23 protein-coding genes, 1 pseudogene and 1 riboswitch are annotated in these 21,633 nt (G+C 34.0%); of the genes and pseudogenes, 11 read left to right on the top strand and 13 right to left on the bottom strand.

The window, feature by feature from the left end; all coding sequences use genetic code 11:
* Window positions 1-62: 62 nt before the first annotated feature.
* Both NCCP28_RS01005 and NCCP28_RS01010 read right to left on the bottom strand, forming a co-directional pair.
* Entirely contained in the window at window positions 63-1,058 is a 996-nt protein-coding gene (locus NCCP28_RS01005) for a Gfo/Idh/MocA family protein (protein ID WP_248559554.1), read from the bottom strand.
* 106 nt (window positions 1,059-1,164) lie between these two features.
* Window positions 1,165-1,527: a group I truncated hemoglobin gene (locus tag NCCP28_RS01010; RefSeq protein WP_248559555.1), complete on the bottom strand. Its 363-nt coding sequence runs from the start codon at window positions 1,525-1,527 to the stop codon at window positions 1,165-1,167.
* A 230-nt stretch (window positions 1,528-1,757) separates the two neighbouring features.
* Between NCCP28_RS01010 and NCCP28_RS01015 the strand changes: the two genes are divergently transcribed.
* Both NCCP28_RS01015 and NCCP28_RS01020 read left to right on the top strand, forming a co-directional pair.
* Window positions 1,758-1,991, top strand: coding sequence for a DUF378 domain-containing protein (locus tag NCCP28_RS01015; protein ID WP_248560258.1), 234 nt, complete (start codon window positions 1,758-1,760; stop codon window positions 1,989-1,991).
* A 322-nt stretch (window positions 1,992-2,313) separates the two neighbouring features.
* Complete coding sequence (locus NCCP28_RS01020; protein WP_248559556.1) at window positions 2,314-3,444, top strand: Ig-like domain-containing protein; 1,131 nt, start codon at window positions 2,314-2,316, stop codon at window positions 3,442-3,444.
* A gap of 77 nt (window positions 3,445-3,521) precedes the next feature.
* On the opposite strand, the gene NCCP28_RS01025 is transcribed toward NCCP28_RS01020, so the two are convergent.
* On the bottom strand, window positions 3,522-4,721 hold the full coding sequence (locus NCCP28_RS01025; RefSeq protein ID WP_248559557.1) for a phosphoglycerate dehydrogenase: 1,200 nt from the start codon (window positions 4,719-4,721) through the stop codon (window positions 3,522-3,524).
* A 157-nt stretch (window positions 4,722-4,878) separates the two neighbouring features.
* A riboswitch (ZMP/ZTP riboswitch) is annotated at window positions 4,879-4,957 on the bottom strand.
* 225 nt (window positions 4,958-5,182) lie between these two features.
* Here NCCP28_RS01025 and NCCP28_RS01030 point away from each other — a divergent pair.
* The gene (locus tag NCCP28_RS01030; RefSeq protein ID WP_248559558.1) at window positions 5,183-6,052 is read left to right on the top strand and encodes a cation diffusion facilitator family transporter; all 870 of its coding nucleotides are present in this window, start codon (window positions 5,183-5,185) and stop codon (window positions 6,050-6,052) included.
* A 436-nt stretch (window positions 6,053-6,488) separates the two neighbouring features.
* On the opposite strand, the gene NCCP28_RS01035 is transcribed toward NCCP28_RS01030, so the two are convergent.
* Together NCCP28_RS01035 and NCCP28_RS01040 are read right to left on the bottom strand one after the other, a co-directional pair.
* Window positions 6,489-7,736 (bottom strand): MFS transporter, encoded by a 1,248-nt coding sequence (locus NCCP28_RS01035; protein WP_248559559.1) that lies wholly within the window; start codon window positions 7,734-7,736, stop codon window positions 6,489-6,491.
* An 846-nt stretch (window positions 7,737-8,582) separates the two neighbouring features.
* A complete protein-coding gene (locus NCCP28_RS01040) occupies window positions 8,583-9,494 on the bottom strand; it encodes a DMT family transporter (RefSeq protein WP_248559560.1) in 912 nt (303 codons plus the stop codon).
* 127 nt (window positions 9,495-9,621) lie between these two features.
* On the opposite strand from NCCP28_RS01040, the gene NCCP28_RS01045 reads away from it, so the two are divergent.
* The 3 genes from NCCP28_RS01045 (at window position 9,622) to NCCP28_RS01055 (ending at window position 11,383) form a co-directional block, all read left to right on the top strand.
* Entirely contained in the window at window positions 9,622-9,975 is a 354-nt protein-coding gene (locus tag NCCP28_RS01045) for a hypothetical protein (protein WP_248559561.1), read from the top strand.
* Window positions 9,976-10,469: 494 nt separating this feature from the next.
* Complete coding sequence (locus NCCP28_RS01050) at window positions 10,470-10,982, top strand: GNAT family N-acetyltransferase (protein ID WP_248559562.1); 513 nt, start codon at window positions 10,470-10,472, stop codon at window positions 10,980-10,982.
* A gap of 260 nt (window positions 10,983-11,242) precedes the next feature.
* Window positions 11,243-11,383 carry a hypothetical protein gene (locus NCCP28_RS01055; RefSeq protein WP_248559563.1) on the top strand — a complete coding sequence of 47 codons (141 nt, stop codon included), beginning with the start codon at window positions 11,243-11,245 and terminating at the stop codon, window positions 11,381-11,383.
* A gap of 162 nt (window positions 11,384-11,545) precedes the next feature.
* Here NCCP28_RS01055 and NCCP28_RS01060 read toward each other — a convergent pair whose 3' ends face one another.
* Together NCCP28_RS01060 and NCCP28_RS01065 are read right to left on the bottom strand one after the other, a co-directional pair.
* Window positions 11,546-11,890: a DUF3243 domain-containing protein gene (locus NCCP28_RS01060; RefSeq protein ID WP_248559564.1), complete on the bottom strand. Its 345-nt coding sequence runs from the start codon at window positions 11,888-11,890 to the stop codon at window positions 11,546-11,548.
* Window positions 11,891-11,986: 96 nt separating this feature from the next.
* The gene (locus tag NCCP28_RS01065) at window positions 11,987-12,307 is read right to left on the bottom strand and encodes a CHY zinc finger protein (RefSeq protein ID WP_248559565.1); all 321 of its coding nucleotides are present in this window, start codon (window positions 12,305-12,307) and stop codon (window positions 11,987-11,989) included.
* Window positions 12,308-12,437: 130 nt separating this feature from the next.
* Here NCCP28_RS01065 and NCCP28_RS01070 point away from each other — a divergent pair, with 130 nt between their 5' ends.
* On the top strand, window positions 12,438-13,439 hold the full coding sequence (locus NCCP28_RS01070) for a DUF3231 family protein (RefSeq protein ID WP_248559566.1): 1,002 nt from the start codon (window positions 12,438-12,440) through the stop codon (window positions 13,437-13,439).
* Window positions 13,440-13,906: 467 nt separating this feature from the next.
* Entirely contained in the window at window positions 13,907-14,077 is a 171-nt protein-coding gene (locus tag NCCP28_RS23765; protein WP_375709355.1) for a YhfC family glutamic-type intramembrane protease, read from the top strand.
* Window positions 14,078-14,259: 182 nt separating this feature from the next.
* On the opposite strand, the gene NCCP28_RS01075 is transcribed toward NCCP28_RS23765, so the two are convergent.
* Entirely contained in the window at window positions 14,260-14,544 is a 285-nt protein-coding gene (locus tag NCCP28_RS01075; protein WP_248559567.1) for a hypothetical protein, read from the bottom strand.
* A 395-nt stretch (window positions 14,545-14,939) separates the two neighbouring features.
* Here NCCP28_RS01075 and NCCP28_RS01080 point away from each other — a divergent pair, with 395 nt between their 5' ends.
* On the top strand, window positions 14,940-15,554 hold the full coding sequence (locus NCCP28_RS01080; protein WP_248559568.1) for a DedA family protein: 615 nt from the start codon (window positions 14,940-14,942) through the stop codon (window positions 15,552-15,554).
* A gap of 372 nt (window positions 15,555-15,926) precedes the next feature.
* Here NCCP28_RS01080 and NCCP28_RS01085 read toward each other — a convergent pair whose 3' ends face one another.
* The 4 genes and pseudogenes from NCCP28_RS01085 to NCCP28_RS01100 all read right to left on the bottom strand — a co-directional run.
* Window positions 15,927-16,526, bottom strand: a complete 600-nt coding sequence (locus tag NCCP28_RS01085) for a response regulator transcription factor (protein WP_248559569.1) — start codon at window positions 16,524-16,526, stop codon at window positions 15,927-15,929.
* Window positions 16,519-17,658: a sensor histidine kinase gene (locus NCCP28_RS01090; RefSeq protein WP_248559570.1), complete on the bottom strand. Its 1,140-nt coding sequence runs from the start codon at window positions 17,656-17,658 to the stop codon at window positions 16,519-16,521. The genes NCCP28_RS01085 and NCCP28_RS01090 overlap by 8 nt, the downstream gene beginning before the upstream one ends.
* 194 nt (window positions 17,659-17,852) lie before the next feature.
* Window positions 17,853-18,884, bottom strand: coding sequence for a Delta(5) desaturase DesA (gene desA, locus NCCP28_RS01095; RefSeq protein WP_248559571.1), 1,032 nt, complete (start codon window positions 18,882-18,884; stop codon window positions 17,853-17,855).
* A 228-nt stretch (window positions 18,885-19,112) separates the two neighbouring features.
* Window positions 19,113-19,302 (bottom strand): annotated as a pseudogene (locus tag NCCP28_RS01100) (PH domain-containing protein); the annotation flags it as partial.
* 291 nt (window positions 19,303-19,593) lie between these two features.
* Here NCCP28_RS01100 and NCCP28_RS01105 point away from each other — a divergent pair.
* Window positions 19,594-20,304 carry a DUF3298 and DUF4163 domain-containing protein gene (locus NCCP28_RS01105; RefSeq protein WP_248559572.1) on the top strand — a complete coding sequence of 237 codons (711 nt, stop codon included), beginning with the start codon at window positions 19,594-19,596 and terminating at the stop codon, window positions 20,302-20,304.
* Between the two features lie 144 nt (window positions 20,305-20,448).
* Here NCCP28_RS01105 and NCCP28_RS01110 read toward each other — a convergent pair whose 3' ends face one another.
* Window positions 20,449-20,967: a pyrophosphohydrolase domain-containing protein gene (locus NCCP28_RS01110; RefSeq protein ID WP_248559573.1), complete on the bottom strand. Its 519-nt coding sequence runs from the start codon at window positions 20,965-20,967 to the stop codon at window positions 20,449-20,451.
* A gap of 235 nt (window positions 20,968-21,202) precedes the next feature.
* On the opposite strand from NCCP28_RS01110, the gene NCCP28_RS01115 reads away from it, so the two are divergent.
* Complete coding sequence (locus tag NCCP28_RS01115; protein WP_248559574.1) at window positions 21,203-21,529, top strand: hypothetical protein; 327 nt, start codon at window positions 21,203-21,205, stop codon at window positions 21,527-21,529.
* Window positions 21,530-21,633: the final 104 nt, after the last annotated feature.

Raw genomic sequence — 21,633 nt, forward strand, 5'->3', positions numbered from 1 at the left:
ATGCATCATAAAAAACTAATAAAACAGTGCATCGAAAGAAATGATGCACTGTTTGCCTGCTTCTATTTTTGATAATAATCTGCAATCAACTGATCCATTACCCAATTTGTCCTTGCAGCAGTTTCTCCCGTACTGGAACTACCCCCTTTCCCTATTAATTCATCCACAATTTCTTGAATCAAATACTTTTGAATATGGCGTGGATTTTTTATTGTCCATTGTTTCTGTCCTTTTGCTGTTGATAATGTAATAGAGCTATCGCCAAAAGTTGAAAAGGTTAGTTTTCCTTTGCTGCCGATAATTTCATTTTTATCCATATGGTCAAAAGCGGCAAAACACCATGTTCCCATTCCATGTATGCCTGATTCAAATAAATACGTGCCTGTGACGATATCCTCTGCATCGTATGCACCATTTTGATTAGATGCAATTCCCTTTACTTCTTTAATAGGACCAAGCAAATAATCAAGAATATCCAGTGTATGGCTTGCAAGGTCAAGAAACAACCCTCCCCCAGCTATTTCTGGATTTACACGCCAAGGCTGTTCTTTAGGAGTTTGCACTTCATTGTCTGCTTTCTGGAAGTGCGTTGTCTGAACAAAACGAAGTTCACCAAGCACACCGCTTTCTATTATTTCTTTTATCTTTCGAAAACGCGGCAATGTGCGGCGATAATAGGCCACAAATAAAGAAACATCTCCTTTTTTGCAAATTTCTATCATCTCTAAACACTCTGTTGCAGTGCGGGCCATCGGCTTTTCTACATATACAGGCTTTCCTGCTTTTGCTGCTTTTATCGTATATTCATTATGTACGTTAGGAGGTGTTGCAATATAAATGGCATTAACCTCTGGATCATTAATTAATGCATCTGCATCATCATACCATTTTTTGATTTGATGGCGCATTGCATAGTCTTTTGCAAGTTCTCCATTTCTTCTCATAACTGCTGCGATCTGTGAATTTTCTGCTTGCTGCAGGGCAGGTCCGCTTTTTACTTCAGTCACATCTCCACAGCCGATAATTCCCCAACGCACTTCTTTTAAGTATGATTTCATTTTTCCACCTCCTTTTATATTATTCGGCATCCTATATAGAAACCCTTTTCAAAACATATAAAAAGAACGATTCAAAAAGAATCGTTCTTTTTATGAAAAGTAAACATTATTTATATTGTATGTCATCTCTTAAAGAAGCAACTTTTGTTAATGCAGTATCAATATCTGCTTCTTCCACCCCAAAATGTGCTAAAGCATCATGAAGATGTGTAGCAATTGCATCAAAGTGGGCTGGCTGAATATTCATTCCTTTATGCGCTTTTTCCATTGATTTTCCTGCATACTGTTTTGGACCACCTAATGCAAAACTAATAAATTTCGTTTGATGGCCAATTTGTTTTTTCATATCTGTATTTTTGAAAAAATGGCTAACGGTATCATCTTTTAATACCAACTCATGGTAAAAATACTCCACTACTTTTTCAATACCTTTGTCTCCTCCAACTTTTTCATAAAGTGTTTGTTCCATTATCCAACTCTCCTTGTTTTATTATTTTATCTCCTTATCTTTTGCTCCTTTCTTTTTTTATATTCCATAAACAATAGATTTTTACTTATTTAACTAAACTGCATTCCATACAGCGATTTTTTTGGTTAATTTTTTCCATTTTAAATTAAAAGGTTTATACATCTTCTGCAAGTGTATATAGAGAGTAATCAATAGATTATCAATTTATTAACTTAAAGGAGGAATAAATGATGAGCGTTTTACAAAAAATTTCATTGGTTCTTGTTATTATAGGAGCGGTGAACTGGGGGCTAGTAGGTTTCTTCCAATTTGATCTTATTGCTGCCATCTTTGGCGGTCAAGATGCTGCATTATCCAGAATTATTTATGCTTTAGTCGGTATTGCTGGTCTTTTAAATCTATCTTTATTATTCACTTCTAAATCAGCAACTGAAACAAGAACTAGTGCAAGAATGAATCATTAATTTACAAAAGAGCTGGAACTAACCAGCTCTTTTTTATGCCTACTTTTCCATCATTCTTCTTTTTAATTTTTTTGTCGGAAAATACAATTTGAAATATCTGGATATTTAATAGATTGATATAGTAATATAAAAATAAAGTGAAACTTCAATCAGTAAGGGTTTTCTACGTCCCCACTGATTGTTAGTGGAACCAATCAGGCTTTTATGGGCAAGTTTCTACCCACCTTAGATTTCTCGTTTTCTCTTACAATCCCTTAGGTGGGGGACAAAAACCCGTTAGTGCGTGATAAATTCTTTATAACAAACTATTGGAGGGGATTTTGTGCGTAAAAATAATATTTTTTCTTGTATCTCTATTGGGCTCATTTCGTTAGCTTTATTTGCATCTTCAGCTACAGCAAAAGAAAACACTGATACATTATCTAGTCTAGTTATAGAAAACCCAGAAAAAAAACCACTTACATCTATAATTACCAATTCTTCTACATTTAAGCAACTGGCAAAAGAAATGCAATCTTCTCCCAAAAAAACTAATAACATAGGAAAAATCAGCACAAGTTCCAATGACTACATACTGGAAAAAGAACCAAATAATGATTTTCCTTACGCCAACACTACATCCTATGACAAAACAACTTTTGGCCAATTGCTTCCGTACGGAGATATTGATTTTCATAAAGTGGTAGTGCCAAAAGATGGAGTATTATTAGTCGGCGGTGCTTCTTATTCCTATTCTATTGATCTGCAGTTCGTTGCCGTGCAAAAAGATTTTGTAAATAGCAATAAGCTAGTATACATAGGATATGATTATAATGATGGAGTAGAAGTTCAAGGCTATCAAGCAAAAGCAGGAACCTATTATATAGGAGTTATAGATGGAGACTATGAATATGATTATGATGATAACACAGAAAACGACTTTTACGGCATAGCTCCCGCCTTTTTCGATAACGTTGCACCAGCCAAACCTAAAGTAAATAAGGTAGATAATAATGATAAAGTGGTTACAGGGAAAGCAGAAGCTAATTCTACTGTAACTGTCAAAGTCGGCAGCAAAAAAATCGGATCTGCAAAAACAACTTCAAAAGGAGCATTTACTGCCAAAATAGCTGTTCAAAAAGCAGGAATAAAAATTTCTGCTTCTGCTAAAGATTCATCTGGAAATGTTAGTGGAACTGCAACAGTTACCGTTATGGATGTTGTTCCTCCAAATAAACCAACTATAAATAAAGTAGACAGCAATGATAAAGTGGTTACAGGAAAAGCGGAAGCCGGTTCTGCGGTAACAGTTAAAGCTGGCAGCAAAACGCTCGGGTCTAATAAAGCTTCCTCAAAAGGAAACTATTCAGTAAAAATAAAAGCACAAAAAAAAGGCACGGTTCTTACTGTTACCGCTAAAGATAAAGCAGGAAATGTTAGCAGCAAAGCAACAAAAACGGTAGTGAAACCATAAACACCACTATTTCCCAGCAAAAAGAACCTCTATCACCAAATGGAGGTTCTTTTGCTAGGCACCTTAGTATCAACTCTTTAGATAAGACGTGTTGATACAACGCCTTCGATTTGAGCAATTTTGTCATATAAAGCTGGCAAAATATCGCCATTTACTTCATTATCTATATCAATCATTGTATAAGCGTATTCTCCTCTGCTTCTGTTTACCATATCAGCGATATTCAAGTTTAAACTAGAGATTGCCAATGTCATTTGCCCTACCATATTAGGGACATTTTTATGGAATGCCGCAACACGTTGTTTTCCTGTATATGGAAGGTATACTCCTGGGAAGTTGACAGAGTTTTTGATATTGCCAGTTTCTAAGAAATCCTTCACTTGACGAGCAGCCATAATCGCACAGTTCTCTTCAGATTCAGCTGTAGAAGCTCCAAGGTGAGGAACTGGAATCATATTTTTCATGTTCAACACTTTTTCATTTGGGAAATCTGTAATATATCTGCCTACTTTTCCATTTTCAAGGGCTTGCTCCATATCTGTTTCGTTTACAAGTTCTCCGCGAGAGAAATTAAGAATTTGAACACCTGGTTTCATAATGCTGAAAGTGCCTTGGTTAAACATTCCTTTTGTATCATTTGTTAAAGGAACATGCACCGTAATATAATCAGCATTTGCAAACAATTCTTCAATTGTCATTGCCCGCTGCACATTTCGAGATAAATTCCATGCTGTATCAATAGAAATAAATGGATCAAAACCAATTACGTCCATGTCTAAGTCCAATGCATTATTTGCTACAAGTGCTCCAATTGCACCTAAACCAATAACACCCAATGTTTTTCCTTTGATTTCATTGCCGACAAATTGTTTTTTTCCTGCTTCAACAAGCTTAGGAATTTGATCTCCTTCATTTACCAATGTTTTTGCCCAAGCTACTCCATCAAAAAGATTTCGAGATGAAGCCATCAAGCATGTTAATACCATCTCTTTTACTGCATTTGCATTTGCTCCAGGTGTATTAAATACAACAATTCCTTGTTCTGTGCATTTCTCAACAGGAATATTATTAACACCCGCACCGGCACGTGCAATTGCTTTTAAATCATTGCCAAGTGCAGTTTGATGCATGTTAAAGCTGCGAACAACAATAGCATCTGGATTGTCGCTGTCATTATCAATAACATAGTTCTCTTTATTGAATACCTTCAAACCATTTTCTGCAATGTTATTTAATGTTTTAATTGTTTTCATTTTATTTAGTAGCTTTGTGCTCATGTTTTATTGCTCCTCTTTATTAAAATTAATTAAATTTCACTAACTTAATCGGCATCTTAATCTACAATAATAATTTTCGCAATTTTCCAAATATAAAGAATCAAATAGCCTTAAATCTCCCCTCCTATTAAACAGAAAGAGGCAAGGGAGATTCCCTTACCTCTGCCCAGGCGAACGGCTACGACACTGTATGCTCCCTCACGGTTCTCCGTGCTTCGCCAGTTACATACAGCCTTTTGAATGACTTCATGTTATCAAATTTTTCTGCATTCTTCAACCACTATTTTTTGAATTTAATGTGAAAATACTATTTGCAAAAATTTTTATCCTAAATTTATTTGCTTAAAGAAACTTTTTTTCCTGCATAATAATTGTATAGTCAAAGGAAAAAAGGTTGCTGTAGACCCATCTCAACTTATCCTGCTATGATGGACAAAGAGGATGAAGACGGAGGACAAGATATGGAGCAAAAAAAATACAATGATTTAAAATTGGGCGAAAAGGGAGCCATTATCAGCATCATTGCCTACATATGTTTATCTTCTTTGAAATATTTAATTGGCATAACAACAAATTCAGATGCGCTAAAAGCAGATGGATTAAATAATGCTACAGATATTGTTGCATCACTTGCTGTCTTAATCGGTTTAAAAATATCACAAAAACCAGCGGATGCGGATCATCGTTATGGCCACTGGAAATCAGAAACAGTCGCATCCATGATCGCTTCTTTTATTATGATGGCAGTTGGCCTACAAGTTTTATATGAGGCAATCATTTCCGTATGGGAGGGGAAATCAGAATCTCCAGATGCCCTTGCAGCAGCAGTCGGTTTATTCTGCGCTGTTATTATGTATTTTGTCTATCGCTACAATAAAAAATTAGCCACAAAAATTAATAGCCAATCTGTTATGGCTGCTGCAAAAGACAATCTCTCCGATGCTTGGGTTAGTATTGGCACAGCAATCGGGATTATTGGAGCACAATTTCAGCTTCCTTGGCTCGATCCTTTTGCTGCTGCAATTGTTGGCTTCCTTATTTGCAGAACCGCATGGGAAATATTCCGTGATGCTTCTCATTATTTAACAGATGGTTTTGATGAGGATTTAATAAAAGAATACAAAACAACTATTCTAAATACCTTTGGAGTAAAAGGAGTAAAAGATATTCGAGCAAGAAACTATGGCAACAATACCGTTGTAGATATTGTTATCCTTGTTAATTCCACTTTAGAACTGCGCGATGCCCATGATATTTCCACAAAAGTAGAAAATATTTTAATAGAAAAACATGATGTGTATGAAGTCCATGTGCATGTGGAGCCAAATTAGCAGCAAACAGCCACTAGATGATGACCTAAGATTTAAGCACAGCTATCATATCAGCCATGCTTAAGTCTTAAGTTTCATAAGTGCTCCTGCTAAAAAAATTCTTACTAAATGGGGAATGCTCCTACCTAAAAACAACAACTTTTTTCTTATATAAAAAAGGCGGAAATTTATTAACTCTAGCACAATTTTCTATTAAAAAAGCAGCAAATAAAAACAATATAAAAGAAAAAGACTTCCATGAATTATATTTTTCATAAATGATGCTTAAATTGCTATAATAAAAGGTTAGCTGGAAGCATCATTGATTATATAAATAATTCCTAAAAAGGCGAGTATCGATAAAAGCTTTTCTTTTTTGATTATTAAAATAAAGAAAACAACCATAAAAAAACAGATAAGCGCTAAATCAGCTTATCCATTTTTTACAAATTATAAATTAATCCCCTTCTTTCCCAGCCGGCTTTCCTGCTTCAAGCAGCACTTTGCTTCCAATTAAAAAGAAGCTTTGCATAAATAATAAAATGCCTGTAAATATAAGGAGCCATTCTATTCTGATAACATCGGCAATTGGTCCAAATACAAGCATTCCTAGCGGCATCATCGAAGTAGAAATCATTCCTAAAACACCAAATACTCTTCCAAGAAAATCCGGCTCTACTTTTTCCTGCAATAAAACATTTGCTGGAGTATTAAAGATAGGCATCGCAATACCGACAATCCCCATGAACACTAAATAAATCCAAAAAACAGGAATAACTCCAAGGGCAAATGTAGAAAGTCCCATAATCAGACTAGAAAGGGTCATCGTATAGGTCTTATTTTTAAACCCTCCCCAAGAAGCTATGATTATTCCACCAAGCATCATACCAATTGCGAATATAATTTCAATTGCTGTTAACCGCCAAACATCATTGCCGAAACTCCGAGTTACTTGAAGTGGAGTTAAAAAGGCAACAGGTGCAGCCAAAATAAAGAAAAAAGTAAAAAACAAAAAAAACTTTTTGATAAAATCATGATTTTTAATATACATAAATCCTTGTTTTAAATCATCATAATAACTGGTAGATGATTGTTCTATCGCTTTATCATGCGAAGGGATAGGCAAAAACAACCATAAAGTCAAAACAGCAATGGCTGCTGTTACAACATCAATAAAGAAAATAAATTTAAGTGAGCTGAAGGTAAGCAAAGCGCCACTAACCATCGGGGCAACAAGCATCACAAATGCTTGAATGCTTCCATTTGTTCCATTAACCTTCATCAATTTATCTTCTGGCACCAGCTGAGGCAAAATCGCTCCAACCGCTGGTGTTTGAACACCCGTTCCTAATGCCCTAACTGCTGAGATGACAAACAGCAGCCAAATTTCGTCATATCCTAAAAGATAAAGAATAGCAAGAATCAGTGTAGAAAGGGCAATCACAGAATCAGATAACATGATGAGAAGTTTTCTATTATAGCGATCAGCCCAGACTCCCGCAAATGGAGAAAGAAAAAAAGTTGGAACAAAACCGCAAATAATTGCGATGGTCATCATCACTCCTGACTGTGTATTTAATGTTATATTCCACATAATTGCATATTGGACAATGGATGAGCCAAATAAGGATATTGTTTGACTTGTTAGAAAAAGGACAATATTCCGCCTCCAATTATCTAATTTTTGCTCATTTATTTGTGTCAATTTCAAACACTCCTCTTCTTTTTTAACTAGTACACTGATTTATTGATACATTTAATTTTTTCCATCAAAAGGATATTCACAATGTTTTTTTCATAAAAAAACGCACAGGTATCTGCCCGTGTTTAAGTAAAAGGATTTGACCAAGCGTTGTTTATTCATCAAAGAAACATAGCTTCCACTCACTATTTTTGTCTAAGATTCTCTTATTTTGCAGAAAAAAAAGAGAGGCATCTCTCCCCTCTTTTTACTATCATCCGTAAAATTAGGTTTTCCTTAAACAGGCAGACTAATCCCTTGTACTCTGCATAAGCAGACAGAGCTTTTGAACATATTGAGTTAACGGTTCAAAGTTTGGAATCGAAGTCTTACAGATGCCATAAAGGATACCCTCCATTTCTTATTAATTATGTAAATTGTAACAGGAAAATACACTTCTATCAAGAATGAACCCTATCCCTTATAAAGTGAAACTTCAATCAGTGAGGGGGTTTATTCATCCTCCACTGATTGTTAGTTGAACCAATCAGGCTTCTATGGGCTGTTATCCCCTACCTAGATTTCTCTTACAGGGGGTCAAAAGCCCGTTACTGTGTGATAAATAGAAGGATTTGTTAAAATCCCCTGTTTATTGCAGCGAGAGGCGTCGGCTCCAATCAATAAAATGTCCCTAAGCCAACAATAAGCTTTAACATAGCCAAATATAAAAAAGAATGTATTCACGTTGCCATAAACACATTCTTTTACTATGTTTAATAAGGTTCAGAGAATGCCTTTTGCGCCAATTTCATATCGTTTTCCACTAATTTAATGTTATTAAATTGTTTTATTTTCTCCAAAGCAATATCTTTATGCAGTCGCCTGTTCCTTTCCTTTTACTAATGTTAATAAAACAGCAGCAAAAATAAATATCACTCCAAATGACTGAACCATATCTGGATGGAAACCTGTAAAAACAATATCCAAAAGAATGGCCACAAAAGGATCCAAAAATACTAAAATAGAAATAACTTTTGCTGATAAATATCGCAAACTATCAAAAAACAGCAAATATACAATTCCTGTATGTATAAGACCTGTCATTAAAACAATTATCCAATTATTTGTTGTCAAATCAGCAAATGCTGAAAAATCAACAAATGGCATTAACATGCAAATGCCAAGCATTGTTTGCAGAAACGTTATACAATAAGCACTTAAAGTTTTTATTCCTTTGCCAAGCAGAGTAGTAAATGCATAAAACACAGCAGCTCCTATTCCCCATATAACACCAGATGATATAATGCTCTCCAATGAATCAGCTTTTGTAATGCCAGAAATGAAGATGGATCCGATAAAACAAATCAGAATGGAGATTGCGGAAACAATTGTTAACTTTTCTCTAAAAACAATACTACCGATAATTAAAACAAAAATTGGCGCAATATGATAAACAGAAATCGCAACGGTAATCGATGACTCCTCAAATGCCTTAAATAAAAACACCCAATTTAACACAAGACAAACTCCGCATAATAATGTTTGAATCACTTCGTTTCTTTTCCATTTTTCTTGTTTATATTTCCCACTCCATAACCAAACAAGCAATAAAAAAAAAGTTGCACAAACACAACGAACAAATACTAGTTCTAAAGCAGGCAAATTACTGCGCTCCGAAAAAAATCCAATCGATCCAAATATAATCATCGATAATACCATTTTTCCTACTGCTGCATGTTTCCCCCTTAATATTTTGCCACCATACAAGTACTTCTCTTTCATTTCCTATTCCCCTCCATGCTGCTTCTCTCGACAAAACGATGGTTTTCTTTCTCTCAATAAAATTGTTAAGATATCTATTAATACATGATATAATCTTAATTATCTTTGCTGTTAAGGAGAATCATTTATGATTTATGCAAGTGGAATTGTCGATTTTTATTATCGAACCACAAAATCGCCTACATATCAACAATATATCACGAATAAAATTAATAAAATCAAAAATCCTTATCGGGATAAATTTAAAGTTCTTGCTATTTCCGAACCTTTTGAAAAAAACAATCAAATATATGTAAGGGTTTCCTGCTCCTTTCAATTATATATGCAAGAAAGCTATTATCGTAAAAGTTTGGAAGATTATGTCGGCCAAGTATTCCCTACATTAAAAGAAAGACTTTCATCAGATGTTATTTCTACAAAAGTGCACAATCTTGCAAAAGCGCATGATATAAAAGAAAAAAAAAGGAAGAAACATGTCTAAACCATTTTTATCTTATCCATCTAGTACTGTAAAGGAGAATAGCAATTGTTTTCATCCTATCTTTCGTTTATTCTGCTTATCCTGCTCTTTTTGCTTCTTTATTTTCTTTTTAAAACTTTAGCAAAATCAATCGCTCTTTCCACTCTTTTGCTCCTTAGCCTACTCCTTATGGCTATTGCCCTAATTTACCGCCACTACTTTGTTTAAAAGGAGATGATAAAAAAAGGGTCCATTTGATCCAGGTAGAATAGATCTTAGAGCTGACCGAACCATTACTTTTCTTCATTCGGTTTCTTGTGCGGCTGTTTTTGAAACTATTGAATTAATAAGCAAAAGAAAAATTATCAACTGGCAACTTCTCTAGCCGTTCCTCCCTTATAACCCTTATTTCCTCTCCACCCTTTTTATTTTCTAAACTTTTGTGAAATTTCTTCTATGACTCCAGAAAAAAATGATATACTACTTAATATTATGTTGTAAAGGGATGGATAAAAATGATCAGAGACATGCAAGAAAAAGATCTGCCAGAAGTATTGGAAATTTATAATGATGCGATTATCCATACAACTGCTGTCTACAGCTATACTCCTCAAACACTTCAAGATAGAAAAATTTGGTATAAACAAAAAGTAGAGGATGGTTATCCTGTACTTGTTTTTGAAGAAAATAATATCGTGATGGGTTTTGCCACATATGGCCAATTTCGTCCTTGGCCTGGTTTTAAATATACGATTGAACATTCTGTTTATGTACATAAAGAATTCCGAAAAAAAGGAATTGGCACAAAATTATTAAAAGCATTAATTGCTGTTGCCGAATCACAAAAGTATGCAACCCTTATAGCCGGCATTGATGCAAACAATGAAAAAAGCATTTTAGCCCATAAAAAATTAGGATTTTATCATGCAGGAACTATTAAACGAGCAGGCTATAAATTTGAAAAATGGTTGGATCTAAGCTTTTATCAATTAGATTTGCAAGGTCCGGATCATCCGACTGAAAATTAAACAAGCTGCTTTTCATAAGATGAATTGTCTTATGAAAAGCAGCTTGTTTCTATTATAAATTCTTTTTATTTAATTAATGATAAAGCTTACAGCAAAAAAAATCAGGAAAAATACTAGAATCATCTAGATAATATACAATATATACATCTTTTTCTTTCAAATGCGCAAAATTAAATAACTACAGGTGAAATTAGCCAGGTTTTATTTTTTTGCATTACTGATTCATTTTAATCCATGCTAATAAGGTGGAGGTGAAAAAAATGCAAAATAGAAATCCTGTTGAATTTACTGGAAAAGTGCTTGATCAACGAAATGATTTAACAACAACAGCGGAAGATAGTGTTTCATTTCCCCAAAGGCCGAAGCATGTACCGATTCGCGCATCCCAAAAAAAGAAGTAACTATTCTGTTTTAATAAAAATATATTTTTTATAGAAAGATGTATTCCGCTGATTCTCCCATCGTTAATAAAGCCAATAAGCCAATCAGAACATTTAAAGGTTCTGATTGGCTTATTGGCAAATATCTTCTAATATTCTCTATCACTGGGCGCTTCTCTTAAATTAGCTGACTAGCTTTACAAGCATATGCGCTAATTTATGCTGCTCCTCTTCATTTCCTGCTTTCCAAAGTTCTTGCAGCAGTTTTTCTTCACGGTTTTTCGGTTCTTCTTTCTTTGCAAGATAATCGCCAATTTTTTGTGCTGCTTTTGCTAACTGTTCTTCATCCAGACCAAGATTTTCTGCTTTTGCTAACTGTTCTTCATCCAGACCAAGATTTTCTGCTTTTGCCACTTTATCTGCCAAAAAGCTTTTAAACTCTGTAAAATTATCCAGAATAGCTTCTTTTTCTTTGCCATCCATCTGATTCAGCTTATTTTCTATTTTACTTGCAATATTTTTTTCCATCTTATGTTCCTCCTTTAATTCAATAATTTAATTTATCTATTCCCGAATGCTTAAAGGCGAAACTAAAAGGGCATATTTACCAAAACAAACATGATACTATTTTTCCTCTTCAAAATACAATGGATAATGAAGTTCACATCTGTCATTAAATTTCGCTCCACAATTTGAACAAACCTTCATATTTTTATATGCGTTAATAGTATGTTCCATTTTGCATACACCACATAAAATTGCTTTTTCATCAAATCGCTGCTTTGGCCACCGCTTTATTGGATGATTAGCTTCTTCTTCATGACATTTATAACAAGGATAATAATGATTGCAGCAAAAAAATTTAATCGCAATAACATCCACCTCTCCATGATAATGAATGCACCTTGTTTCCTTATCAACTGGAAAACCAAATATTTTTTTCATTTCCTCTTTTCTCTCTCCCTACTTTTTCCTTTAATACTCTCTATTAATGTAATACAACATATTAAGTATAATGCAGGATAGATTTTTAATGATTAGGAAATAGTAAAAAAAAACATGGAGGCTATTTATTATGAATGAGAATCAAATACCTATTACATCTTCAGAATTAGCTAATTTATGGATGGCTTATCAAGAAAAAACAATGATTATGAGAATATTGACTCATTTTATTGAACATGCCACCGGAGAAGAAAAAGAACTTTTAGTATCACACTTTCAGCAGTCAGAAAAAGATATGGCTAAAATAGCAAATATTCTGCAGGAAGAAGGTGCTGTCACTCCCCTCGGCTTTACAGAACAAGATGTGTATAAAGAAGTTCCAAAATTATTTGATTTTTATTATGATATGATGTATTTGCATATGATGACAAAACTAGAAAGCAGTTTATATGCGCTCTTCACGAACATGTCCTATCGAAAAGACATTAATGAGTTATTTATTGCTTTTACGGCACATTCACAAGAAATGAACAATAAAACAACACAATTTCTCCTGCAAAAAGGCATTTTAGCAAGACCACCTTTTGTTACTATGCCAAAAGAAGTAAACTTTGTAAAAGACAAACAATATATGAATGGGTTTCATTTATTCAACGACACCAGATCATTAAATACCGTGGAAGTTTCCCTTATTCATCATACAATTGAGACAAATCTTGTCGGAATGCAGCTGATGATTGGATTTGCACAGACTGCGACCACAGAGGAAGTAAAGGAATATTTAGTAAAAGGAATGGACTTATCGAAAAAAATAGAAATTAATTTAGGAGAATTTCTTCGTCAAAGTTATATTGAACCGCCAGCAACGCATGCAGGAAAAACGACAACATCAAAAACTCCGCCATTTTCTGAAAAATTAATGCTGTATAATACAAGTTTATTAACATCCTTTGGGCTTGGAAGCAACGCCTTAGGCGGAGCATTCAGTCTTCGAAATGATTTGCCGGCCAAAATGACGCTTCTGGCAAACGACATATATTCTTTTGCTAGAAAAGGGGGAGAAATTTTAATCAAAAACGGCTGGATGGAAGAGCCTCCACAAATAGAAGATCGAAAAAAGCTTACTAAATAATCGGGATTAATCTTTAAATACTTTTTGTGATGGTGTTTATTCTAACTCAAAGCGGCAGATAGGAATGGAATAGCATATTTCTAAAAGATTTTATCAACTTTTGTGATTTTCCGACTAGCTGATCAGCTAGTTTTTTTTGCTGATCGCAAGCTTAATTGACTCCATTTTCAGTTATTATATAAAGGGGGATGACTGAAATATATATAAGCATTTCTGTACAAATCCTTATCTGTTTGCATGATATGGTGGTCTGGTGCTGAAGTTTTTGAAGAAATAGGACGTTTTTTGCTTTTAATCTTTTATTAAAAAAGAATTATCGATACGGAGATGACCTTTCATACGGTTTGAGGACATGGGGGAAGCTGTTTTAATTGGGGAATATCACGGGCTCTAAGCTCTATCACTTTGTATAGTATGGTCCAATCATGGACTTTAAGCAGCAGCGTAGGTAGATCACACATTCCCTGTTGCAATACAAGCTCAATTTACTAATGCGCATTTTTGCATTGACATTATATATCGCATTCTCCTTAGCTGTTCTTTACGTCGTTAAACAAAATTATTCTAAATGCGTTTTATATGCGATTCTTTTTCATGCAGCAGTAAATTTCATGCCTGCTTTGTATCAACAGGCATAAAATTTACTATTAATTGAATTGCTGCTTCTTATTTCAGCTATCTTCTGCATCTATTTTATCGTAAAAATAAAAAACAAATTTGCAGATACAATCAAATAATCATTTTTTGTTTCACTATTATAATAAAACAACAGGCTCATTCGATTTGGTCATTAAATATATAAATCTAATGGGCCTATTTATTAATGTAATTTATAGTTATATTTTTTATTAACTTTTTCGGCAATTGTTTCAAGAAAATGATCAACTGTCATATTTTCCACTCTTTTTGTATACCAATCCAATCTGGCTCCTTTATTTTCACCACGAAATTCAAATAATAATGGAATAAATTTTTTGCGGGTCGGAGTATAATCGAAGTGAATAAACAAGTGATTTCCTTTGGAGCATTCAAGCAATACTTTGTAATGAGGTTTATCATTTAACGCATCTGGTTCAAACTTCACTTTTTTTATTTTCGCTAACATATGGCATTCTCCTTTATTAAAACAGATTTACTAGCACAAATCGTTATTTCCCATATTTCTAGTATAGCCTCGAAAAAAAAAGTACGCTCAACCAGAATATTTTCTTCCAACCTCCAATCTATCAATTATATCATAATATCTTCTAAATACAAAATTATTTTTCTGTTTTTGTTTTTCATTATACTTTCATTAAATTTTCATTTGTTTTTAATGAAATGATTTCACAAAACCAATATTTTATATTACTATTCTAGGAGGATCTTTTTTCTCCTCATACTATTATTGATTTTAGTATGTTGCTTAACAATCAGTCTGCAGGAATCCTTACTGTCCGAATAAGCGAGCTAAATTAATCAGCTGATTTATATAATCAATCATTTCAAGGAGTGTGTTGCATGGAAAATTGGATTACAAATATGATGGAGGAATTTGGGTACTTTGGAATTTTTCTACTCATTACATTGGAAAATATTTTTCCTCCTATTCCATCAGAAGTCATTTTGACATTTGGTGGCTTTATGACTACAACTACAAGTCTTTCTATAGCTGGAGTAGTAGCTATTTCAACAATTGGTTCTGTTGTTGGAGCAATTATTCTTTATTGGATCGGATCATTTCTTGATATGAATCGAATGGAAAAAATAATTGATAAATACGGCCATATTGTTCGTTTAACAAAAGATGATTTGCATAAAGCAAATAGCTGGTTTACTAAATACGGTAACTGGACTGTCTTTTTTTGCCGGTTCATTCCCCTTATCAGAAGTTTAATTTCCTTGCCTGCCGGAATGGCTCGTATGAATTTTGGAATCTTTTTACTTCTGACTACAATCGGAACACTTATTTGGAATTTTATTTTAATTAAAATAGGTGCAATGGTAGGGGGATCGTGGGAAAATATTGTTCATTATATGGATGTTTATTCTAACATTGTCTACTTTTTAATTGCATTTGCAGGAATAGCTGCTATCGTTTGGTTTATTCGCAAACGAATTGCAAAGCAGAATTAATAGAAACGGAGCTGTCCTCTAGGTTAAAGTTTCAGCCAGTGGATGCTCCTTTTGCGCTTAAAAATACTATTATAACAAACATACCACTTTTCTATCGATTTCTCTCTATAGGTGATCGAATTCTTGCTATTTTTCTGATTTTATACTGATTCAACAGTGCGATTCATTATCCCTATGTACTAGATATCGGGATAACGAATCCGTTTTCATTCTTTTCCTTGCCGCAGCTTTATCACACATTAATGGCTTTTGCTTCTTATCTCAAGATTATAAAAGAAAACGAAAAATCTAGCCGGATAAAAACTTGCTGAGTAAATCCATTAACAATCAGGATGGGGAAGTGGAAATCCCCATCCTGATTGAAGTTTCACTTTATTTAAACCAGCCCTTCTCCTTAAACCTTGAGATTGCTTCAATGCGGTTTTTCACTTCTAATTTATCTAAAATCATGCTGATATAATTTCGCACTGTGCCTGTTTTAATGGAAAGTTCGTCTGCTATTTCTTTTGTGTTTTTTCCATCTGCAACTAAGCTAAGCACTTCTTTTTCCCGCTCAGTCAGAGGGTTTTCTTCTTTATACATATCATCAATCAATTCAGGAGCATAGACTCGTTTTCCCGTCATTACGCTGCGAATGCTTGAAGCCAGTTCTTCACTGGGGCTATCTTTCAGCAAATAACCGCTCACTCCTGCTTTTAAAGCCCGCTCGAAATATCCTGATCTTGCAAAAGTGGTCAAAATAATGACTTTACAGCTTTCTTCTTTTAATTCTTCCGCTGCCTCTAATCCTGTTTTTCCTGGCATTTCAATATCCATGATGCAAATATCTGGAGTTAACTTTTGCACTAATTCAATAGCTTCCATTCCATTATTCGCTTTGCCGACAACCGTCATATCATCCTCTAAATCAAGCAATGAACCTAATGCACCTAAAAGCATGCGCTGATCTTCTGCAATTACAATCTTAATCATATACTCCCTCCTTTTCTACTTGTTTTACATCTTTGGGCACCTTTATCGTTAAATTGGTTCCTTGGTCTGATTGTACATGTAAACTTCCATTGACAAATTCTAATCGTTCCCGCATGCCGACTAATCCATGACCTTTGGCAAAATCCTTTTCTGTCACAATCGATTCGCCATTATCTTGAATAATTAATTGCACCTCTGTTGCGTTTTCTTCGATTTTAACCCTGCAAACAGTTGCGTTACTATGTTTAACGATATTCGTAACCCCTTCTTTTAAACACATGCTTAAAATATTTTCTGCAATGGGAGAAAGCTTCGATAAAATGAAAGCTTTATTGCATATAAATTTAATATCTGCTGCTTGAAGAATTTGTTCTACAAGGACTATTTCTTCCTTTAATTTAATGCCTCTCATCGAAGAAACCATCACTCTTACTTCGTTTAAAGCGGTTCTGGCCGTTTGCTGAACATCTTTTAACTCTGATTTTGCTTTTTCAGGATCTTTATAAATTAATTTTTTTGCTAGATCCGCTTTTAAGCCAATAAGAGAAAGTTTTTGTCCAAGTGTATCATGAAGATCCCTGGCAATTCGCTGCCTTTCTTCTAATTTTCCCAGTTCCGAGATTCGTTTGTTTGCATCTTCCAGCTTTTCTTCTAATTGTCCTGTTTTTTTGCGATTATATATCGTTAATGGAAAAAGAATAACACCTAACCAAATAATAAGCACAAATGGCAGCTGCTTAAGCAATAGTTCATCTTGCAAAATGAATTTTATATTGATAGCAAGAGAAGTCAACACTACATGTACAATATACAAAATAATAAATGGCAGATGTTTTTTTATATTTCCAATCAAATAGGATAAGAAAAAAGCAAAATATACATAACTATAAAAATAAGTAGCCGCAATAGACATTGCAATCAACAAAGATGTCCAGATATAAATCGGCCACCCTTTTGTTTTATATGCAATGGTATAAAGCAAAAAAAAGAGCGCCGTTAAAAGGATTCCTATCACTACATCGGCTGTTTTAGACGCATGAAAAATAAAATAAAATGGCAAAATCGTTAGTAATGTCCAGATATAAAAAGAGATTCCTGTATTATTCTGCAAAATATTCCTTTTTTTTATCATAACTACCCCTTTATTTATAAATATCTGTACAAAGGATCACAGATAAACCGTATTACTTGTTATATTAACATAAATAAGCAACTACTTTTATAAAGCTTATTCCATCATGTGAATGCCTAAATCGGCGCCAACATAATTTCTGGCTATAAGCAATAAAAAAGATAGCTGCTTCTTCAGTGAAAAGACATATATGCTTAAACTTCTGTTTTAGAAGCCTTCAATCGTCGGATGGATGCAGAGTTTTTTAATTCATAAAAAGCAATAAATTGGTTGCTTTCTTCATCCCATAAACGAAACTTTAATGATTTTAAACTTGTGGCTAATGTGATTGTTGGCACATTTTGCAAGGGCGTTGTTTGGTTATGAACTTCTTCCAGCATATAATTTGGAACTCTTGGGCTTAAATGATGCACATGATGATAGCCAATATTTCCTGTCAGCCATTGCATCCATTTTGGCAGCTTGTAGAAAGAACTCCCTTCAACAGCAGCCTTTACATAATCCCAATTCTTATCTTCTTCAAAATACGTATCCTCAAATGTATGCTGAACATAAAACAGCCAAACTCCCATGCTGCCTGAAAGAAGAAAAATTGGAAGCTGCACCAGCAAAAAGGATGTCCATCCCAATACAGATCCAAGTAAAAAGATGATTGCAACAAGGGAAATGTTCGTTAAATACGTATTTAGCCTTTCCTGAATTCGGGCGTTTTTTCTGTTAAAACGATTCATAATCAGAAATTCGTAAATAGGGCCTAATCCAAACATAACAATTGGATTACGGTATAAACGATATTTTATTTTCGTAAAAAAGGATGCTTCCATATATTCATTTACCGTCATCATCCATAAATCCCCTGTTCCCCGCTTATCTAAATTGCCGCTCGTTGCATGGTGAACAGAATGACTGTGCTGCCATTTATTGTATGGAAATAATGTGAGGATTCCAGTAAGTGTTCCTAGTATTTTATTGGCTCTGCGATTCTTAAAAAACGAAAAATGGCAGCAGTCATGAAAAATAATAAAGATTCTTACCAAAAATCCTGCTGCTGGAATGGCAAAAGCCAATGTCAATAAATAAGAAATCGTTAAGCTTTGATATGCCAATACCCATAACACAAAAAACGGAACCACTGTATTAATCAATTGCCATAGACTGTTTTTCGTTTTGGGCTTTTCAAAAGGCGAAACGGCTTTACGCAATTGCTTTAAATTTTGGATATTCATGTCTTTTATCCCCTTTTTTTATCAATATAATAAGTATAAAAAAAAGGGATAAACTTATGAAGACATACATGTCATATACATAACATGACAAATGTCATACTCTGCTTTTTTTATTTTCTAGAAGCATTGCTTTAGTTATAAAAAAATGTTGTTATCTATGCTTTTGCCACATGCGCCTTCATCGCTTTTTGCACCTCTTAAATAGTTTTATCTTTTTCAAATTGTCGGCTGCATTGCACTTATCCAAATTTTCAACTCTGCATCTAGATCAAAGGGGCCTGCTGTTTCCACACTAAAACGATAAATGCTTTTATATGGAAATCATCTTTATTCCTGCTAAACCTTGCTTATCTGCTAAGAGTAAACGCAAATCAGTAAATACAATTAAATCTCTTACTAATTTATAGGCTGGCTCCACGCCGCTTTTGCTCTCCCGCAATCATCTCTAATTCTTGTCCATTAATCCATTAAAAAATCCCATCCTTTAGGATTATCTGTTACTGCCATAGTATCTTATCCATACTATATTTTTTATTATTTTATAAAACGTCATGTATGTTTTCCTTTATTCTACTTATCCTATACAGTGAAACTTCAATCAGGCTTTTACTCAACAAGTTTCTGCCCACCTAAACAGTTTCTCTTATCATCCATTAGGTGGAGCTCAAAAATTGATAATAAATGATAAAAACAAGATAAGGAGAATAAAATGCGTTCCATTCCATCCATGTTTATATGTAGTATTATATTCACTTTTCTTTTTTGTCTCCTGCCACCCCACTATACAAGTGCAGCGCCAATAAACAATGCAGCAGTGACGGCAAAAAAGTATCAGCAGAATTCACAGCTCATCTATCCTTATGTTTCTGGTTTAACAAACAAAACAGCAGAGAAAAAAATAAATGTTTCCTTAACCAAACATATAAAAAAATCAGCAGAAAATTATGAAGCATTGATGCAAGAAATGAAAAATATAAAGAATACAAATATTTGCAAAGATTCTCCTTCTGCCTGCATCTATGAATATACAACAAACTATGAGGTCAAATACAATAAGCATAATAAGCTAAGCCTCCTGCTGTACGATTATCAATTTACAGGAGGAGCTCATGGAAGCACAACCGTCACAAGCTATAACTTCGATTTAAAGACAGGTCAGAAATATACGCTTGATAACTTATTCCCTAGCAAAAAGATATATAAAAAAGTTACAGCATATACAAAAAGCTATATGTTGAAACAACCTGATATTTTTTACCCAGATTCAAAGGACTTTTCATCTTTTCAAATAACCAATCAAACACATTTTTACTTTGCAGATGGAGGCATCTATTTGATCTTCCAGCAATACGAAGTAGGCCCATATGTTTCCGGCAATCCAACCATTTTTATTCCAGCTTCTTTTTATAAAAATAGTTGAGAGCAAACAAAAAGAGGAGAATGTTTTATCCTTCTCCTCAGACTGTAGATAAACTCGAAAATTTTTAAAGTTTATCTGAACAAAAGGTCACAAGAGCACAGGCTCTTGTGACCTTTTGTGGGCAGTCTTGAGAGAAGAATGTTTTTATTCTCCCCTTTTTTGTCTCTCTATCTCTAATTTCAGTTTTCCTTCTGGTGCAAATTCTGCTTCCCAATGTGGGGGTTTAATAATTTTCCCGTCCCCTTCTCTAAATCTTGGTTTGCCATCTGGAAAAAGTTTGCCCATATTGGCATTTTGCACGATTTGAAATAAATTAAAAGGCTCCACTCCAGCAATCACAAAACTGCCTTGATTAAAATATTCAATGTCTGTTAATGCATCCATTTGTGCCACTAATACATCTTCTACTGGTTTTTTTTCTGCTGTTATTTTCTCTGCAGCCTTTTCTAGCCCTAAAAGCAGCCCTTGGAATAGTTCATTAAACTTATCTTCCTTGCCTGCAGCTGTGGCATAAAGAAATTCAACTATTTCCTCCCCAGTCCAAACAGCCCGGTTAAGTGCTGTTTCTTCTGATATAGCAGTTGGACTATTTTTCACTTCATGTCCAAATGCTTGATGAAATTCTTTCACCATATAATACATTTTATTATTTTCTTTACACATACTGACAAAAACTCCTTACCACTTTTTATTCTTTTATATTTTATCACTTGAAAATGGATTGTTCCTTATTTTTTTTAAACAAGTAGTCATTTTGCAGATTAAATGGAAATAACCTTTTATATAACAGTTTATTCCGTTACAAAATTCAGACTATTACATAAGATTAGCAAACATTAATTTACTAGCATTTACAGCCCTGTTATAATACTAGTTAGGAAAGAGGTGTTTTTAATCAATGGAGATATTTACTTTGATGGAATTATCAGAAATAATACATCACGTCGAAATTGAAGGACAAGGGGGTATTTTTAAAGAAGAGACTGGCAAATTGCCAAAGGATTATCCAAAAGAATTTCTGATCCGCTTATCAAATTACAGCACAAACAGTCAGCTAATTCAAAAAATTCATGGATTATCAGAGGATGAAGCACTTCATATTTTTGTTAAATCCGTTTATGTTGTCCGTACAAAACAATTAGAAAGCGCTAATTTTATAGAGGAAAATGGAATTATTTATAAAGTATTTGAAGATTATTTATTAGAAGCTCCGGCTCATTCCTAATATAAAGAAATGTCCCTTAGAAGTTTGTTGCATTCTATTTTAGCTGCGCAACTATTCAAGACTTCTAATGGGACATCCTTAAACCTGCCATCTAACTCTACCTA

It is taken from the genome of Niallia sp. NCCP-28 (assembly GCF_023168165.1).
GTDB lineage: Bacteria > Bacillota > Bacilli > Bacillales > Cytobacillaceae > Niallia.

Bases quoted from the DNA above. Each gene is read 5' to 3' on its own strand.
- NCCP28_RS01055 (WP_248559563.1), top strand. From the start codon at position 11,243: ATGCAAAATAGAAATCCTGTTGAATTTACTGGAAAAGTGCTTGATCAA.
- NCCP28_RS01085 (WP_248559569.1), bottom strand. From the start codon at position 16,526: ATGATTAAGATTGTAATTGCAGAAGATCAGCGCATGCTTTTAGGTGCA.
- NCCP28_RS01045 (WP_248559561.1), top strand. From the start codon at position 9,622: ATGATTTATGCAAGTGGAATTGTCGATTTTTATTATCGAACCACAAAA.
- NCCP28_RS01065 (WP_248559565.1), bottom strand. From the start codon at position 12,307: ATGAAAAAAATATTTGGTTTTCCAGTTGATAAGGAAACAAGGTGCATT.
- NCCP28_RS01010 (WP_248559555.1), bottom strand. From the start codon at position 1,527: ATGGAACAAACACTTTATGAAAAAGTTGGAGGAGACAAAGGTATTGAA.
- NCCP28_RS01075 (WP_248559567.1), bottom strand. From the start codon at position 14,544: ATGTTAGCGAAAATAAAAAAAGTGAAGTTTGAACCAGATGCGTTAAAT.
- NCCP28_RS01050 (WP_248559562.1), top strand. From the start codon at position 10,470: ATGATCAGAGACATGCAAGAAAAAGATCTGCCAGAAGTATTGGAAATT.
- NCCP28_RS01105 (WP_248559572.1), top strand. From the start codon at position 19,594: ATGCGTTCCATTCCATCCATGTTTATATGTAGTATTATATTCACTTTT.
- desA (WP_248559571.1), bottom strand. From the start codon at position 18,884: ATGAATATCCAAAATTTAAAGCAATTGCGTAAAGCCGTTTCGCCTTTT.
- NCCP28_RS01080 (WP_248559568.1), top strand. From the start codon at position 14,940: ATGGAAAATTGGATTACAAATATGATGGAGGAATTTGGGTACTTTGGA.
- NCCP28_RS01060 (WP_248559564.1), bottom strand. From the start codon at position 11,890: ATGGAAAAAAATATTGCAAGTAAAATAGAAAATAAGCTGAATCAGATG.
- NCCP28_RS01070 (WP_248559566.1), top strand. From the start codon at position 12,438: ATGAATGAGAATCAAATACCTATTACATCTTCAGAATTAGCTAATTTA.
- NCCP28_RS01115 (WP_248559574.1), top strand. From the start codon at position 21,203: ATGGAGATATTTACTTTGATGGAATTATCAGAAATAATACATCACGTC.
- NCCP28_RS01030 (WP_248559558.1), top strand. From the start codon at position 5,183: ATGGAGCAAAAAAAATACAATGATTTAAAATTGGGCGAAAAGGGAGCC.
- NCCP28_RS01005 (WP_248559554.1), bottom strand. From the start codon at position 1,058: ATGAAATCATACTTAAAAGAAGTGCGTTGGGGAATTATCGGCTGTGGA.
- NCCP28_RS01110 (WP_248559573.1), bottom strand. From the start codon at position 20,967: ATGTGTAAAGAAAATAATAAAATGTATTATATGGTGAAAGAATTTCAT.
- NCCP28_RS01025 (WP_248559557.1), bottom strand. From the start codon at position 4,721: ATGAGCACAAAGCTACTAAATAAAATGAAAACAATTAAAACATTAAAT.
- NCCP28_RS01040 (WP_248559560.1), bottom strand. From the start codon at position 9,494: ATGAAAGAGAAGTACTTGTATGGTGGCAAAATATTAAGGGGGAAACAT.
- NCCP28_RS01015 (WP_248560258.1), top strand. From the start codon at position 1,758: ATGAGCGTTTTACAAAAAATTTCATTGGTTCTTGTTATTATAGGAGCG.
- NCCP28_RS01090 (WP_248559570.1), bottom strand. From the start codon at position 17,658: ATGATAAAAAAAAGGAATATTTTGCAGAATAATACAGGAATCTCTTTT.